Raw genomic sequence first — 13,452 nt, forward strand, 5'->3', positions numbered from 1 at the left:
ACAGGGCTGATCGTGGCCCTGGCGCTGCACCTTGCGCTGCTGGCTTCGCTCGTGATCCAGGCGCTGTGGGAACAGCCCGCTATGCCGCCGGTGGAACGGATGACGGTGAGCCTCGCCGAAGATGTGGGCCTCGAAGCGACCGCGCCCGACCCAGTCCCGGAGAGCCGGGCTGCCATCGCGCCCGAACTCGCGGAACTGCCCACGCCAGGACCGGAGATTCTCGAGGCGCCAAGCCAAACGGTCGTGGACCGGCCTTCGCCGCGGACCGACACGACCCGTCCGCGACGTGAACAACCTCAGACGCGCCCGACCGAGAAACCCAAGGGCTCGCTGATCGGTGACAATTTCCTCGCCGGCTCGGGCGGCAGCACGACAACCAATGAAACGCGCACGCCCGCCTCGCAGATCGGTGCCAGCGCGAAAGCCTCGCTGTTCCAGGCAGTCGGTCGCCAGTTGCGTCCGCATTGGACGCCGCCCAGCGGCCCGGAAGTCGAGCAGATCGTGACGAAGGTCAGGTTCCGCCTCAATCCGGACGGGACGCTGAATGGTCGCCCGACCGTCGTCGGCCAGCGCGGCGTGAACGATGTCAATCGCGCCCAATCGGCGCGCCATGGAGAGCAAGCGGTTCGCGCCGTCCAGCTTGCCGCGCCCTTCGACTTACCTGAAGAATATTACGATGCCTGGAAGCTCGTGACCGTAGATTTCGACTGGAAACTTGCACAATGAAAAAACTGATCCTCGCTACACTCGCTTTCTCCGCCGCACCGCTCGCCGCGCAAAACCAGGATCTTGGTGAGCCGGTTGGTGAGGGCCAGGATGTCGAGACGGTGGAACAGGAAGAGGGCCTGTCCGGGTCGGTCAGCTTCGAAGGCAATCTCGACGATCTCGGTATCGCAATCCCCGCCTTTGCGACCGATCGCAACGCCGCGACACCTGCCAATGCCAGCGGCACCGAAGCGCTGGGCGTCGAGATATCCCGGGTCATCACCGCTAACCTGCGCAACAACGGCCTGTTCAAACCTACCGGCCCGGACTCGCTTCCGCGTCCCAGCTTCGAGAACATCACCTCGCCGATCTGGTCGACCTGGGGAGTGCGCGGGGCGGAAATGCTGGTCCACGGCTATGTCCGCGCACGTAGCGACGACCGGCTGACGGTCGGCTGCTACCTCTACGACATGGCACTGCAACAGCGCCTGGTCGCCGAAGGCTGGGTGGTCTCGCCCGCCGACTGGCGCCGCGCGGCGCACAAGTGTTCGGACCTCATCTACGCGCGCCTCACCGGGGAGAGCCCGTTTTTCGACAGCCGCATCGCCTATATTGCTGAGACCGGCCCGAAGGATAACCGCACCAAGCGGCTCGCCATCATGGATAGCGACGGGGCGAACCATCGGTTTATCACTACCGGTCGCTCGACAGCGCTGACCCCGCGCTACTCGCCCGATTACAAACAGCTGGTCTACCTTAGCTATGTCGATGGGAACCCGCGCATCTATGTCTATGACATCGGCACGGGTCGCCAGACATTGGTCACGCAGAGCGACAACCCGACCTTCGCGCCCCGCTGGAGCCCGGACGGGCGCTGGATCCTCTATTCGATGGCGGTGGGTGGCAACACGGACATATACCGCGTCTCGGCGCAGGGAGGTCGCAGCGAGCGGCTGACCGATACGCCGGGCATCGACATCGGCGGCTCCTATTCGCCCGATGGCAGCAAGATCGTGTTCGAAAGCGATCGTTCGGGCAGCCAACAGATCTACATCATGGACGCAGACGGCTCGAACCAGCGCCGCCTTTCCTTCTTCGGCGGGCGTTCGGCGACACCCGAATGGAGTCCGCGCGGCGACCAGATCGCGTTCACGCATATTGCGGGGGACTTCAACATTGCCGTCATGAACCCGCAGGGCCGCGGTTTCCGCAAGCTGACGCGGGGCTGGCAGGATGAAGCACCGACTTGGGCGCCAAACGGACGCATCATCCAATTCTTCCGTACCGCGCGCAACACGGGCGCCACGTCGCTATGGCAGGTAGACCTGACCGGCGATAACGAGCGGCGCCTGCCGACGCCGGTCGATGCATCGGACCCGGCCTGGGGACCGATACTGCCGTAAGATCATTGTTCTATCCGTGGGGACGGATGAAGCCGGGGGCCGATTAGAGTTCCACCGCTGTTTATAAGGGGACAGCACTATGAATACCCGTATTGCCACTGCAGTCATGCTTACTTCGGCACTTGCGCTGGCAGCATGCCAGAAAAAGGCGCCAGAGGAACTTCCGCCTGCACCCGATCCGGTGGTGACACCGGCTCCGACACCAGCGCCAACTGGCCCTGCCGTCGGTAGCATGGAGCATTTCCTGGCCGCCGTCGGCCAGGCGAACACGGTCGTCTATTTCGATACCGACCGCTACAATATTGATGCCGAGGACAGCGCCAAGCTGCAGACGCAGGCACAGTATTTCGCACAGTACCCGAGCGTCACCTTCACCATTGAAGGCCACACCGACGAACGCGGTACGCGCGAGTACAACCTCGCCCTCGGCGAACGCCGGGCCAATGCGGCAAAGAACTATCTCGTCTCGATCGGCATTCCCGCCAGCCGCATTCGCACGGTCAGCTATGGCAAGGAACGTCCTGTCGCACTGGGTTCGAACGAAAGCGCATGGGCGCAGAACCGCCGCGCTGCGACAGTCACTATCAACTGATCGGGCGCTGGAAAAAGAAAAGCCCCGGCCAATGGCCGGGGCTTTTTCGTTTCGGCGCTTTCGGAGTGCGCGGTCTAACGGCTCGCTTCGAAGCCGATCAACGGAGCCTGTGCCACCTGCTGCGCGTCCTCACGCGGAGCGACATTGCCGAAGCTGGTCGCAAGTGCGAGGGCGGCCATGCTCAGCACGGCGAGGGTGGCGGATATGGAAAGCTGCTTGCTCATGGTTCGGGCCTGTAATCCGGAATTCTAAAGGTTTCGTTGCATAGCAACATTTCAATTTGAAACTGGTTCCCACACGCTTGCGAAAAGGTCCAGCATGCCTAGATTGACCGCCATGCCTGCTCGACCAACGACATCTTTGGCTTTGCGCCTTGCCTAAGGCGCGGCGTTCCAACGATTGGGGATTCCCCCGCTGGCGTGGCTATGACGAAAGCCGCGAGGCAGTGACCGTGCGCTTGTGCGATCGGCATGGGTGTGAGGAAAGGGGTGATTGCCCTGCGCCGAAATCGCCCAACAGTCCCGAGCGCTGGTTCTTTTGCCAGAAGCACGCGGCCGAATACAATTCGAAGTGGGACTATTTCGAAGGTCTCGACAAGGCAGAGAAGGAAGCCCGCGCCAAGTCGGAGCGAGCCGAAAATGCCGGCTATGCCGAAGCCCAGCACTATGGCTGGGCAGGATCGGGCGACGGTTCGCGCAGCGCCGACGAGATGCGTGCGCTCGATATCCTCGAGCTTGAGGCCGATGTCGATTTCGCGACGATCAAGAAGGCCTGGCGGGTTAAGGCCAAGGCCGTCCATCCGGATGTCAAGCCGGGCGACAAGGAAGCTGCGGAGCTGTTCCAGAAGTACCAGCTTGCCTACGAAGTGCTTAAATCTGCAGAAGAAAGGCGGGAATGGAAAGGCTAGGGGCCGGATCTATTCGGGCGTGAAGCCGTCGTTAACCATTTCTTCCAAGTTGTTCCCTAGAAAGCTCGGGCGACTGAAGGGCTACAATGCAGACACGAACCACCAACCGACAAGGATCGAACATCGTCCTGAACTGCCGCGTTCCAGTGGAACCCGCGCAGGCGATCCTTTGCGATGTGTCCGAGACCGGATGCCGGATCGAATTGTTCGAAGGTCACGTCAGCAAGGGGTCGACAGTGTTCTTCGAGGTCGACGAGAAGAACGAATTTGCCGGCCAGATCGTGTGGGTGCGCGGCAATGAGGCGGGCGTCCGCTTCATGCACACGCTGAACCCTGTCGTTCGAACCGCCCTCGAACTGTAAGTACCATCAGGTCCGGATTGCCGGATCGGGATTGTCGTTCCACCACGCCACATCGCTGAACGGCCTCAGGTCGAGCTCGTGCGTCCAGCAGTTCCGCGGCTGCTGCGCGAGATGCCAGAACGTGTCTGCAATCGCCGTGGGATCCAGCACGCCGTCCTCGCCCTTCGACTCCTTGTAGGCCTCGAACTTGTCACCCAGCAGCTTGCCCAGCGTATCGGGCGCATCGACCGACCCATCGACCACCACGTGCGCGACATGGACGCCTTGCGGCCCGAACTCCGCATTGAGCGTCTGGCACAACATGCGCCTGCCACCCATCGCCGCGGCATGGCTGTGCTGTCCGGCATTACCGCGCATCGCGGCGGTGGCAGAGGTGACCAGGATCGTGCCGCGCCCGCGCTCGACCATGCGCGGGGTGACTGCGTGGGCGAGACGGAACAAGCCGTAGCAGCCTAGCCGCCAGCCCAGCTCGAAGGTCCGGTGCGGCGTATCGGCGAGATCGCGGTTCCCGATCTGCGCGCCGAGATTATAGAGTACGGTGTCGATGGGCCCGATCTCGTTTTCGGTGCGCTCGACCAGCTCCTCGATCGTGCCGTCCGCAGCCGCGTCGAGCAGCGTGCCCGAGGCCTTTCCGCCCGCATCCCCGATTGCGGTGACCAGCTTGGCCAACCCGTCTTCGTCGGCGCGCCGCGCCAGCACCGCGTGGTAGCCTCCCGCAGCGAACCGCGCCGCCGCATGCCCCCCGATGCCGGCACCTGCACCGATCACGAGGAATACCTTCTGTGCCATCAGCTCCTCCCTAGATGCGGGCAAGGATAGCGCTGGCCAGCCGTTTGCCCAAATCGGGTCCTTGCTCGGGATAGAGGTAGGGCTCGATCGCTTCGGCCTCCATCACCGCAAGTTCCCCGGTGGGCAGGCGCGCCATGTCGATGCGGCAATAAAGCAAGTCGTCGAAGGGGAGGGCTGCAACCACCGCCTCGGCACGCGCGAGATCTTCGGGCGTGGGCGAGTAATCGCTCTCCGTGCCCCCATAGAGAGACTGGATGCGATATTCGCCTTCGGCAGCGCGCTTGAGGACACCGTGGCTGAAATCGCCATCGACGAAGAGGAAGGTGTATTCCCCCTCTTCGACCACGCTCGGAAGGAAGGGTTGCACCATGCAGGGGCGGCCCATCTTCCAGCCGTCCTCGGGAAGCGCGTTGCGCGCGAAGCTGTGCTGGCCGAGCCCGCCTGCGCCGACCTGCCGCTTTACCACCACTCGATCGACACCGAATTGGTCCATCGCCGCGAGCACGTCGCGCGGTCCGGCATCGTCAAGCCACAAGGTCGGCACGACGGTGGCGCCGCGCCGCTCCAGCTCGCGCAGGTAACGCTTCTCGGCATTCCACCGCACGACCGGTGGAGGATTGCAGACAGCGATGTCTTGGGCTTCCAGTTCCTCGAGCCTCGACACGAATTCGCGCGGATGGTCCTGGTAATCCCAGGCCGTGCCGAGCAGGACCAGCGTCAGCCCGTCGAAATCCTCCAGCGGCGCGCGCCAGTCGATCTCGACCAGCTCCAGCCCGGCTTCCGCAAAGGCCGGACGCAGCGCGCCGACTTCGATATCGTGCTCGAACGCATCACCCCGCCGAGGACCATCCCCCGGCAGAGTGTCGGCGCAGGCGAGGAAGCCTATTCGGGTCAGACCGCCTCCAGCGCCTGTTCGAAGTCGGCGATCAAATCGTCCGGGTCCTCGATGCCGATCGAGATGCGTACGAGGTTATCCGATATGCCCAGTTCCGCGCGGCGACCTTCGGCGACCGAGAGGTGGGTCATCGAAGCCGGATGGCTGGCGAGCGTTTCGGTGCCGCCGAGGCTGACCGCGAGCTTGGCGATCTTGAGCGCGTCGAGGAAGCGGAAGCATTCCGCCTCGCCGCCCTTCAAGAGCAGCGAGAAAGTGCTGCCTGCGCCCTTGCAGTGGCGGTCATAGATGTCCTGCTGGCGAGCATCCTTGATCATGCCGAGATAGCCGAGGCCTTCGACCTTCGGGTGCTTGGCGAGATATTCGCAGACCTTCTCCGCATTCTCGCCGGCGCGCTGCATACGCAGTTCGACGGTCTCGAGGCTGCGGCACAGCATCCAGGCGGTGTTCGGGTCGCAGATGCCGCCCATCGTGTTGCGGAGCATGCGGATGGCGTCAATGAAGCGCTTCTTGCCCGAGACGCTGCCCGCCACGAGGTCCGAGTGGCCGCCGACATATTTGGTCAAGGAGTAGACCACGAGATCTGCGCCGTGATCGAGCGGACGCTGCCACAGCGGGCCGAGGAAGGTGTTGTCGATCGCGATCGAGCACTTGTCGGGGTCGAAATGCGCATCGCGCGCTTCCTTCACCGCCTCGATGTCGACCAGCGCGTTGGTCGGATTGCCCGGGCTTTCGAGGTAGATCATCGGCACTTCGCCGCCCTGTTCCTCGGCAAGCTTCTTGGCACGCGTCATCACCTCGTCGAGCTGCTCGCGGCTGGCGCCGGCGGGAAAATCGATGAAGGTCACGCCGTATTTCGCCATGGTCTTGGCGATGAAGCCTTCCGAAGCTGCGTAGAGCGGGCCGGAGTGCACGATCACATCGCCCGCCTTGCAGGCCGCCAGCAGCAACACTGCAATCGCGGTCATACCGCTGGAGAAGGAGAGCGCCTCTTCTGCGCCGTCCCATACGGCAAGGCGGTCTTCGAGGATTTCCTGGTTCGGCGCGTTGAAGCGCGAATAGACGAGGCCGTCCGCGCCGCCCGGACGCTTGCCGGTGATGCCTTCGAAGTGGCGCTTGCCATCGGCTGCGCTGGGGAAAGCGAAGGTCGAGGTGAGGAAGATCGGCGCCTTCAGGCTGCCTTCCGAAAGCGTCGGGTCGAAGCCGTGACCCATCATCAGCGTGCTGGGCTTCAGTTCGCGTCCCTTGATCTTTGGGATTTCGCGCTTGGGGGCCATGCGAGGGCTGGTGGGATCGATAGTCTTGTCGCTCATCGCGGGAGCATCCTTCCTAAGGTCATGCTCCCAGGAAGGCGGGAGCCGATTGGCCGAACGGGGCACCCGCTCCTAACCTCCGCAGGAACGCCTCTCCGCCGCATGGCCGATATGCGCTGCTCCATATGCTTGTCCGAAGTTGGTTTCAACTGCGACGATCCCGACAGGATGGAACAGATGGAACACGGTCTTGGGAGAGAATTCCCAAGCGTCGGGTTTCGGTCGATTTTCGCTAGGTGTGGGGCCGATAAGCGCGTCATACCTCGGCTGGTAGCTGCTCGCGCCCGGGTAGGAAAACGGGCCGCGCAGTTGCCATCACCGATTTGGGCGATTCCTTCCAAGCTGTGATCCGGTCCAGCCTGATATGTTCGCGTCCCAGTCGAAGGAGGCGACAATGGATGATCCTTTCCAGATGCAGCGGGAGCTTCGCTACGGTGCTCCGGTGTGCGACCAGATCCTGACCGGGCGTCATTTCACGATCGGCTATTCCTGGTATTTCCGACAGGCGAAGTGGACGCTCGAAATCGTCAATCGCGATCGCGATCTGGTCAACGATTTTGCAGGTATTCAGCGATTGAACAATTTCCGCGCCGACACCCGTATTCCAAAGCGATTCCGAGCGGGGCTGAAAGCCTATGTGGGTAGCGGATTCGACCGCGGGCATCTGGTCGCGAGCGCCAATCAGGACCTGCAGAACATCCAGAACAGCGAGACCTTCCTGCTTTCGAACATGTCGCCGCAGCACCCGCAATTCAATCGCGGCATCTGGCGCAAACTTGAGCTCGCTATTCGCGATCTCGACGCCCAGACCTCGATCTTCGAGACCTACGTGCTGACCTGCCCTGTCTTCTATTTCGGAGAAGAGGTCGAGCGGATTGGCGAAAATCAGGAAGATTTCGGCATCAGCGTGCCGGTACCCCATGCTTTCATGAAAAGCGTGCTGGCAGAGGACAAGCGAGGCAAGCTCAAGCTGTGGACGTTCGAGATCCCCAATGCACCGCAAACGGCATCGTTGGAGAGCTTTCTGGTCAAGACCTACGACGCCGAACAGATCGTGGGTGGGCGTTTCTGGGACCGGATTGCGGGCGGCGATCTTCACCGCGACAAGTCACGCACGCGAAAGATGTGGACTAGCTGAGCCGCGCGGTCAGACCAGCGCTGCTATTCCCCAGACTACTCCGACGATCATCAGTATCCCGATCAGGTCGAGCAGGATGCCCGCTTTCACCATGCGCTCGATCCGGATGCGGCCGGTCGCCCAGGCGATGGCGTTGGGGCCGGTGCCGGCAGGCAACATGAAGCCCCAGCTCGCGGCAAGCGCGGCAGGCATCGCGAGCAGTACCGGATCGACACCGAGCGCCACCACAAGTGCGGCGACTACGGGAATGATCGCGCTGGCCGTGGCGACATTGCTGGCGAACTCGGTGATCAGGACAACCATCGCCACCACCGCAATCGCGACGAGCACCAGCGGCCAGACCTCCAGCGGCAGCAGCGCATTGCCGAGCCATTCGGCCAGCCCGCTCGCGCCCATTCCGGCGGCCAGCGCCAGTCCGCCGCCGAACATCATGATCACCCCCCAGGGCGCACGGTCTGCCTCTTTCCAGACGAGCAGCGGGCGGCCGGTTCCATCAGGCAGCAGGAACAGCGCGAGGCTGGCGATGATCGCGATGGTGCCATCGGTCCACGAGCCTTCGGGCAGGTAAGGCGCGACCAGCAGGCGGGTCATCCAGGCGAGAAAGGTGATGGCTACCACCGCCAGCAAGCGCCGTTCGGCGGTGCCCATGGGGGTCTCGTCGACGATGGCTGCTCGGGCCGCCCCGACATCGAATGGGTGCGATGCGACCTTTTGCACGCGGGAGATGATCACAGCGGCGAGAGGAACGCCGAGAATGACGATGGGAAGGCCGTAAAACGCCCATTCGGCAAAGCTGATCCGCGCGCCGATCATCGTATCGAGGAGGCCAACCGCGATGGCATTGGTGGGTGATCCCACCAGCGTACCGAGCCCGCCGATGCTTGCGGCAAAGGCGATGCCCATGGGCAGGGCGCCCGCAAGGCCTTCGCGTTCCTCGGCCCCCAGCCCGCCGCCAGCCAGCACGGCAAGCGCCATCGGCATCATGATGAGCGCAGTCGAGGTGTTCGAAATCAGCATCGAGAGGATCGCCGCTGCGATCATGAAGGCGAGCAGCAATCCGGCCTGCCCGCCGCGCCCGCCCACGGCGTTGAGAATGGCAAGCGCGAGCCGCTTGTGAAGCCCGGTCCGCTCGATCGCGAGCGCAATGAAGGCTCCGCCCAGGAGCAGGAACAGGATCGGCGAGTAATAGGCGCTCGCCGTTTCGCGTGCCGTCATAACGCCGGCAAAGGGCAGGACGAGGAATGGCATCAGCGCGGTGGCGGTGAGCGGCAGAGCCTCGGTCATCCACCAGGCGGCCATCAACACCACGAGACCGGCCACGATCATCGCCTCGCGGCTCATACCAATGGGTGTGGGGAGGACGATCGAAGCCGCCAGCGCCGCCGCGCCGAGCGCAAGGCCGATTGTCCTGGCAGTCATCGTCCACTCCCCATGATCGCTTGCTGCTATCAAGCCGGAATTGCCAAGGCAATCATGCTGCTTGCCGAGGAGCGGGCCATCACGCTAATCAACCGCTCACCAACAGGCTGGGGAGACTGACAATGAAATCTTATCTGGGACAACTGGCGGCTGTATCGCTGATGGCGATCGCCCTCGGGGGCTGCGCGCATACGCCATATGAGGAACCGGTAGCTGCTGTCGAAGCACCGGTAACCAAGACCTATACGGCGGAGCAGTTCTTCCAGTCGACTTCTTATTCGGTCGGCTCCCCGGCAGGTTTCAATTTCTCGCCGGACGGCAGCCACATTCTCATCAACAGCGATGCAAGCGGTGTGTTCAATGCCTACGTCCTGCCGGTAGGGGGCGGAGATCCGGTCGCGCTGACCACTTCGGGCGACAACGCGACCTTCGGCGCCAGCTTCTTCCCCAATGACGGGCGGCTGCTCTACACCGCAGACAAGGGCGGCGACGAACTCAACCATCTGTTCGTTCGCGGCGAGGATGGTTCGGTTCGCGACCTGACGCCGGGTGACAAAGTCAAGGCGTCCTTCGCCGGGTGGAGCGGGGACGGGGACACCTTCTACGTCACGACCAACGAGCGCGATCCGGCGGCCTTCGACCTCTACGCCTATGATGCCGACACTTACGAGCGCAGCCGGGTCTTCACCAATGAAGGCGCATTCTCGGTCGATGCCATTTCCGACGACGGTCGTTGGGTCGCCTTGTCCAAGGCAATCTCGAGTGCCGACAGCGATCTCTACATCGTTGACCTGGAAAGCGACGATCCGCAGCCCGTGCTCATTACCGAGCACGAGGGCAATATCAGCCACGGCATCTACACCTTCACGCGCGAGAACGATGCGCTGATCTATGCCACCAACGAGCATGGCGAATTCAACGAGGCTTGGCGATACGACCTCGCAAGCGGGGAGAAGAGCCGTGTGATCGAGGAAGACTGGGACGTCTCCTTCGTGCAGTATTCGCCGAGCGGCCGCTATCGCATCAGCGCGGTCAACGAAGATGCGCTGACCGCGCTCACCATCCTCGATACGCTGACCGACAGGGAAATGACGCTGGATGGCGTTCCCGAAGGAAGCCTAGGCAGCATTCGTTTCGATCCCGAAGAAAGCCGGATTGCCTTCACTGTCACCTCCGACACCTCGCCGACCGATATCTATGTCGCCGACCTTGCCAGTGGCAGTGCCCGTCGGCTGACGACTGCGCTCAATCCGGCAATCGACGAGGATGATCTCGTCACGGCAACGGTCGCGCGCTTCGCCAGCTATGACGGGGTGGAGATCCCCGGCATCCTCTACCGTCCCAAGGGCGCAAGTGCTGAGAACCCGGCACCGATGGTGGTTTTCGTCCACGGTGGTCCGGGCGGACAGACCCGGCGTGGGTACCGCGCTGCGATCCAGCACCTCGTGAACAATGGCTATGCGGTCTACGGCATCAACAATCGTGGATCGTCGGGCTACGGCAAGACCTTCTTCCATATGGACGACAAGCGCCATGGCGATGTCGACCTGAAGGACGTGGTCGCCTCCAAGGATTTCCTCCAAGGCCTCGACTGGGTCGCCGACGACCGGATTGCAGTGATGGGCGGATCCTACGGGGGCTATATGACCGCCGCCGCACTCGCCTTCCATCCCGAGGTGTTCGATGCCGGGGTCAACATCTTCGGCGTGACCAACTGGGTCCGCACGCTGGAATCGATCCCGCCGTGGTGGGGGTCGTTCCGCGACGCGCTGTTCGACGAGATGGGCGATCCCGCGACCGATGCGGAGCGTCATCGTGCGATCTCGCCGCTGTTCCATGCCGACAAGATCGTAAAGCCTATGCTCGTGGTGCAGGGCGCCAACGATCCGCGTGTGCTTCAGGTCGAGAGCGATGAGTTGGTCGAGGCCGTTCGGGCCAATGGGGTGCCGGTGGAATATGTGCTCTTCCCCGACGAAGGCCACGGTTTCCGCCGCAAGGAAAACCGCATCACCGCCTCGGAGGCCTATCTCAAGTTCCTCGACGAACACATCGGCCGCTAAGGTCTGTGCAAACGAAAAGGGCGGTCCCTTGCGGGGCCGCCCTTTTTCTTTGCCAGCTATCAGGGCGCGCTTATTTCGGCGCGAGCACCATCAGCATCTGGCGTCCTTCGAGACGCGGGAAGCTTTCCACCTTGGCGATTTCCTCCACGTCGTCGCGCACGCGGTTGAGCAGGTCCATGCCCAGCTGCTGGTGTGCCATTTCGCGGCCGCGGAAGCGCAGGGTGCACTTCACCTTGTCGCCATTTTCGATGAACTTCACGACATTGCGCATCTTCACGTCATAGTCGTGCGTGTCGATGTTCGGGCGCATCTTGACCTCTTTGATGTCCTGGGTCTTCTGCGTCTTGCGCGCGAGGTTCGCCTTCTTCTGCGCCTCGTAACGATATTTGCCGACATCGAGGAACTTGCACACCGGCGGGTCTGCGTTGGGCGAGACTTCGACGAGGTTTAGGCCCAGTTCATTGGCCTGCTCGGTCGCTTCGCGGGTGTACATCACCCCCAGGTTTTCGCCTTCGTGATCGATCACGCGGACCTTGGGGACATTGATCATGTTATCGTAGCGCGGGCCGCTTTTCACGGGCATTTGCATGCTGCGCCGGGGTGGACGGGCTATGGGGCAATCTCCTGATTCTGCCGTTTTGTGTGGTGGCTATGTAGGGAGAAACGGGGGATTCCGGAAGAGCTAAGGACAGGTGTGAGGAATTTAGTCGGGTTACGCGATGTTCTAGAGAGCTGCGCCCCAAGACGCTTTCGGAGTCCAGCTAACCACTTTTGGCATTGCCCACATGGTTGCAGAGATGAAGAAGCCGAAAAAGGGTATGCCGATTGGAATCAAGGCCAGCACCACTAACTTCTCGCCGGTCGATCGCATGAAGTGTATGATTGCACCGATCATGAAAGCCGTTGCTAGGGCGAACCCACTCGGCCAGATCTGTGACCATGTGAACCTGTCGCCGAATACTTGCCCGATGATCGTAGCCATCCAGCAATAGAACACGGCAACAACGATAGCCTGCGTGATCAGCGTGCTGAGCATGCCGACGAATGCCCTGTCGTTCGAGAACAACAAGGGTAGGCCGATGAGAATGCTGCCAACCAGAATATGCCAATTCGTGAATGTAGAGATGGCATAATCTAGCGGCAAAAATTGCATCTAGGCGGCTTTCCAGAGAGGGAAGCGAGCCAGTTTGCCTTTCGCCGGGACCACAGCATCGATCCGGTCGGCGGGCTGGAGCGCCTTGAGGATGGCCGGGTCAGCCGCATTCATTCCGCCGGTATAGGCTCCGAAGGCGGGCAGGATCATGCGGCCGCTCGGCTTGCCATCGGCCCCTTCATTCGCACTGACCACGGCGCAGGGGCGGCGGATCATGCGCTGGCGGACCTTGAGCTGGAGGCGCGGGTGGTAGTGGCCCGAGAGTTCCGGACGGGTCTCGCCCTTCTTGGCACGGTGGCGCAGGATCGTGCCGCCAATCTCCAGTTCTTCGACTAATGTCCCGCCGCAGCGCGCTTCCATGTCGGGATCGTGATTGCCGGTGATCCAGACCCAGTCGACCGCCTTGGTCAGCGCTTCGAGCATGCCGCAGGCGTGAGGTTCGAGCCGGGTGGAGCCTTCCGAATCATGAAAATTGTCGCCCAGCGTGATCACCCGCCGCGCGCCCGTCTCCTTGATCGCGAGCGCAACCCGCTCGAGCGTCTCGCGGCTGTCGTAGGGCGGGATCATCTGCCCGTGGCCCGCAAAGAAGCTCCCTTTCTCCAGGTGCAGGTCGGCGACCAGCAGCGCGCGTTCGCGCGGCCAGTACAGCGCACGGCCTTCTGTCAGGAGCCATTCCTGCCCGGCGAACGAAAGGGGAACCATGTCATGCTATTGCCGCC

Annotated in this window: 15 protein-coding genes; 7 read left to right on the forward strand and 8 right to left on the reverse strand. The window is 62.5% G+C overall.

Annotated features, from left to right (window positions below; genetic code table 11):
• Nucleotides 1–12: 12 nt before the first annotated feature.
• The 3 genes from K3146_RS13190 to pal all read left to right on the forward strand — a co-directional run bounded on the left by K3146_RS13190 (nucleotide 13) and on the right by pal (nucleotide 2,700).
• Nucleotides 13–726, forward strand: a complete 714-nt coding sequence (locus K3146_RS13190; protein WP_345724437.1) for an energy transducer TonB — start codon at nucleotides 13–15, stop codon at nucleotides 724–726.
• On the forward strand, nucleotides 723–2,108 hold the full coding sequence (gene tolB / locus K3146_RS13195) for a Tol-Pal system beta propeller repeat protein TolB (protein WP_247711282.1): 1,386 nt from the start codon (nucleotides 723–725) through the stop codon (nucleotides 2,106–2,108). The genes K3146_RS13190 and tolB overlap by 4 nt, the downstream gene beginning before the upstream one ends.
• A 79-nt stretch (nucleotides 2,109–2,187) precedes the next feature.
• On the forward strand, nucleotides 2,188–2,700 hold the full coding sequence (gene pal / locus K3146_RS13200) for a peptidoglycan-associated lipoprotein Pal (protein ID WP_221546779.1): 513 nt from the start codon (nucleotides 2,188–2,190) through the stop codon (nucleotides 2,698–2,700).
• Between the two features lie 74 nt (nucleotides 2,701–2,774).
• On the opposite strand, the gene K3146_RS13205 is transcribed toward pal, so the two are convergent.
• Nucleotides 2,775–2,924: a hypothetical protein gene (locus tag K3146_RS13205; protein ID WP_221546780.1), complete on the reverse strand. Its 150-nt coding sequence runs from the start codon at nucleotides 2,922–2,924 to the stop codon at nucleotides 2,775–2,777.
• A gap of 149 nt (nucleotides 2,925–3,073) precedes the next feature.
• On the opposite strand from K3146_RS13205, the gene K3146_RS13210 reads away from it, so the two are divergent.
• Nucleotides 3,074–3,607 (forward strand): J domain-containing protein, encoded by a 534-nt coding sequence (locus K3146_RS13210; RefSeq protein WP_221546781.1) that lies wholly within the window; start codon nucleotides 3,074–3,076, stop codon nucleotides 3,605–3,607.
• A gap of 86 nt (nucleotides 3,608–3,693) precedes the next feature.
• Nucleotides 3,694–3,969 carry a PilZ domain-containing protein gene (locus K3146_RS13215; RefSeq protein WP_221546782.1) on the forward strand — a complete coding sequence of 92 codons (276 nt, stop codon included), beginning with the start codon at nucleotides 3,694–3,696 and terminating at the stop codon, nucleotides 3,967–3,969.
• Between the two features lie 6 nt (nucleotides 3,970–3,975).
• Here K3146_RS13215 and K3146_RS13220 read toward each other — a convergent pair whose 3' ends face one another.
• The 3 genes from K3146_RS13220 to K3146_RS13230 form a co-directional block, all read right to left on the reverse strand.
• Nucleotides 3,976–4,758 carry an SDR family NAD(P)-dependent oxidoreductase gene (locus K3146_RS13220; protein WP_221546783.1) on the reverse strand — a complete coding sequence of 261 codons (783 nt, stop codon included), beginning with the start codon at nucleotides 4,756–4,758 and terminating at the stop codon, nucleotides 3,976–3,978.
• 10 nt (nucleotides 4,759–4,768) lie between these two features.
• Nucleotides 4,769–5,422, reverse strand: a complete 654-nt coding sequence (locus K3146_RS13225) for an ATP-grasp domain-containing protein (RefSeq protein ID WP_345724442.1) — start codon at nucleotides 5,420–5,422, stop codon at nucleotides 4,769–4,771.
• Between the two features lie 227 nt (nucleotides 5,423–5,649).
• Nucleotides 5,650–6,963 (reverse strand): cystathionine gamma-synthase family protein, encoded by a 1,314-nt coding sequence (locus K3146_RS13230; protein ID WP_221546784.1) that lies wholly within the window; start codon nucleotides 6,961–6,963, stop codon nucleotides 5,650–5,652.
• 394 nt (nucleotides 6,964–7,357) lie between these two features.
• Between K3146_RS13230 and K3146_RS13235 the strand changes: the two genes are divergently transcribed.
• Nucleotides 7,358–8,101 (forward strand): DNA/RNA non-specific endonuclease, encoded by a 744-nt coding sequence (locus K3146_RS13235; RefSeq protein WP_221546785.1) that lies wholly within the window; start codon nucleotides 7,358–7,360, stop codon nucleotides 8,099–8,101.
• A gap of 9 nt (nucleotides 8,102–8,110) precedes the next feature.
• On the opposite strand, the gene K3146_RS13240 is transcribed toward K3146_RS13235, so the two are convergent.
• Nucleotides 8,111–9,520: an SLC13 family permease gene (locus tag K3146_RS13240; protein ID WP_221546786.1), complete on the reverse strand. Its 1,410-nt coding sequence runs from the start codon at nucleotides 9,518–9,520 to the stop codon at nucleotides 8,111–8,113.
• A gap of 122 nt (nucleotides 9,521–9,642) precedes the next feature.
• On the opposite strand from K3146_RS13240, the gene K3146_RS13245 reads away from it, so the two are divergent.
• Nucleotides 9,643–11,580, forward strand: coding sequence for a S9 family peptidase (locus K3146_RS13245; protein ID WP_221546787.1), 1,938 nt, complete (start codon nucleotides 9,643–9,645; stop codon nucleotides 11,578–11,580).
• 70 nt (nucleotides 11,581–11,650) lie between these two features.
• Here K3146_RS13245 and infC read toward each other — a convergent pair whose 3' ends face one another.
• The 3 genes from infC to pdeM all read right to left on the reverse strand — a co-directional run bounded on the left by infC (nucleotide 11,651) and on the right by pdeM (nucleotide 13,435).
• A complete protein-coding gene (gene infC, locus K3146_RS13250; RefSeq protein WP_090477735.1) occupies nucleotides 11,651–12,169 on the reverse strand; it encodes a translation initiation factor IF-3 in 519 nt (172 codons plus the stop codon).
• Nucleotides 12,170–12,304: 135 nt separating this feature from the next.
• A complete protein-coding gene (locus K3146_RS13255; protein WP_221546788.1) occupies nucleotides 12,305–12,733 on the reverse strand; it encodes a hypothetical protein in 429 nt (142 codons plus the stop codon).
• Complete coding sequence (gene pdeM / locus K3146_RS13260; protein WP_221546789.1) at nucleotides 12,734–13,435, reverse strand: ligase-associated DNA damage response endonuclease PdeM; 702 nt, start codon at nucleotides 13,433–13,435, stop codon at nucleotides 12,734–12,736.
• Nucleotides 13,436–13,452: the final 17 nt, after the last annotated feature.

The sequence above is a fragment of the Qipengyuania vesicularis genome, assembly GCF_019711415.1.
Lineage (GTDB): Bacteria > Pseudomonadota > Alphaproteobacteria > Sphingomonadales > Sphingomonadaceae > Qipengyuania > Qipengyuania vesicularis.

What these genes read in the sequence shown, in the direction of transcription:
- tolB (WP_247711282.1), top strand. Translation starts at nt 723, where the DNA reads ATGAAAAAACTGATCCTCGCTACACTCGCTTTCTCCGCCGCACCGCTC.
- pal (WP_221546779.1), top strand. Translation starts at nt 2,188, where the DNA reads ATGAATACCCGTATTGCCACTGCAGTCATGCTTACTTCGGCACTTGCG.
- K3146_RS13205 (WP_221546780.1), bottom strand. Translation starts at nt 2,924, where the DNA reads ATGAGCAAGCAGCTTTCCATATCCGCCACCCTCGCCGTGCTGAGCATG.
- K3146_RS13215 (WP_221546782.1), top strand. Translation starts at nt 3,694, where the DNA reads ATGCAGACACGAACCACCAACCGACAAGGATCGAACATCGTCCTGAAC.
- K3146_RS13220 (WP_221546783.1), bottom strand. Translation starts at nt 4,758, where the DNA reads ATGGCACAGAAGGTATTCCTCGTGATCGGTGCAGGTGCCGGCATCGGG.
- K3146_RS13230 (WP_221546784.1), bottom strand. Translation starts at nt 6,963, where the DNA reads ATGAGCGACAAGACTATCGATCCCACCAGCCCTCGCATGGCCCCCAAG.
- K3146_RS13235 (WP_221546785.1), top strand. Translation starts at nt 7,358, where the DNA reads ATGGATGATCCTTTCCAGATGCAGCGGGAGCTTCGCTACGGTGCTCCG.
- K3146_RS13240 (WP_221546786.1), bottom strand. Translation starts at nt 9,520, where the DNA reads ATGACTGCCAGGACAATCGGCCTTGCGCTCGGCGCGGCGGCGCTGGCG.
- K3146_RS13245 (WP_221546787.1), top strand. Translation starts at nt 9,643, where the DNA reads ATGAAATCTTATCTGGGACAACTGGCGGCTGTATCGCTGATGGCGATC.
- infC (WP_090477735.1), bottom strand. Translation starts at nt 12,169, where the DNA reads ATGCAAATGCCCGTGAAAAGCGGCCCGCGCTACGATAACATGATCAAT.
- K3146_RS13255 (WP_221546788.1), bottom strand. Translation starts at nt 12,733, where the DNA reads ATGCAATTTTTGCCGCTAGATTATGCCATCTCTACATTCACGAATTGG.
- pdeM (WP_221546789.1), bottom strand. Translation starts at nt 13,435, where the DNA reads ATGGTTCCCCTTTCGTTCGCCGGGCAGGAATGGCTCCTGACAGAAGGC.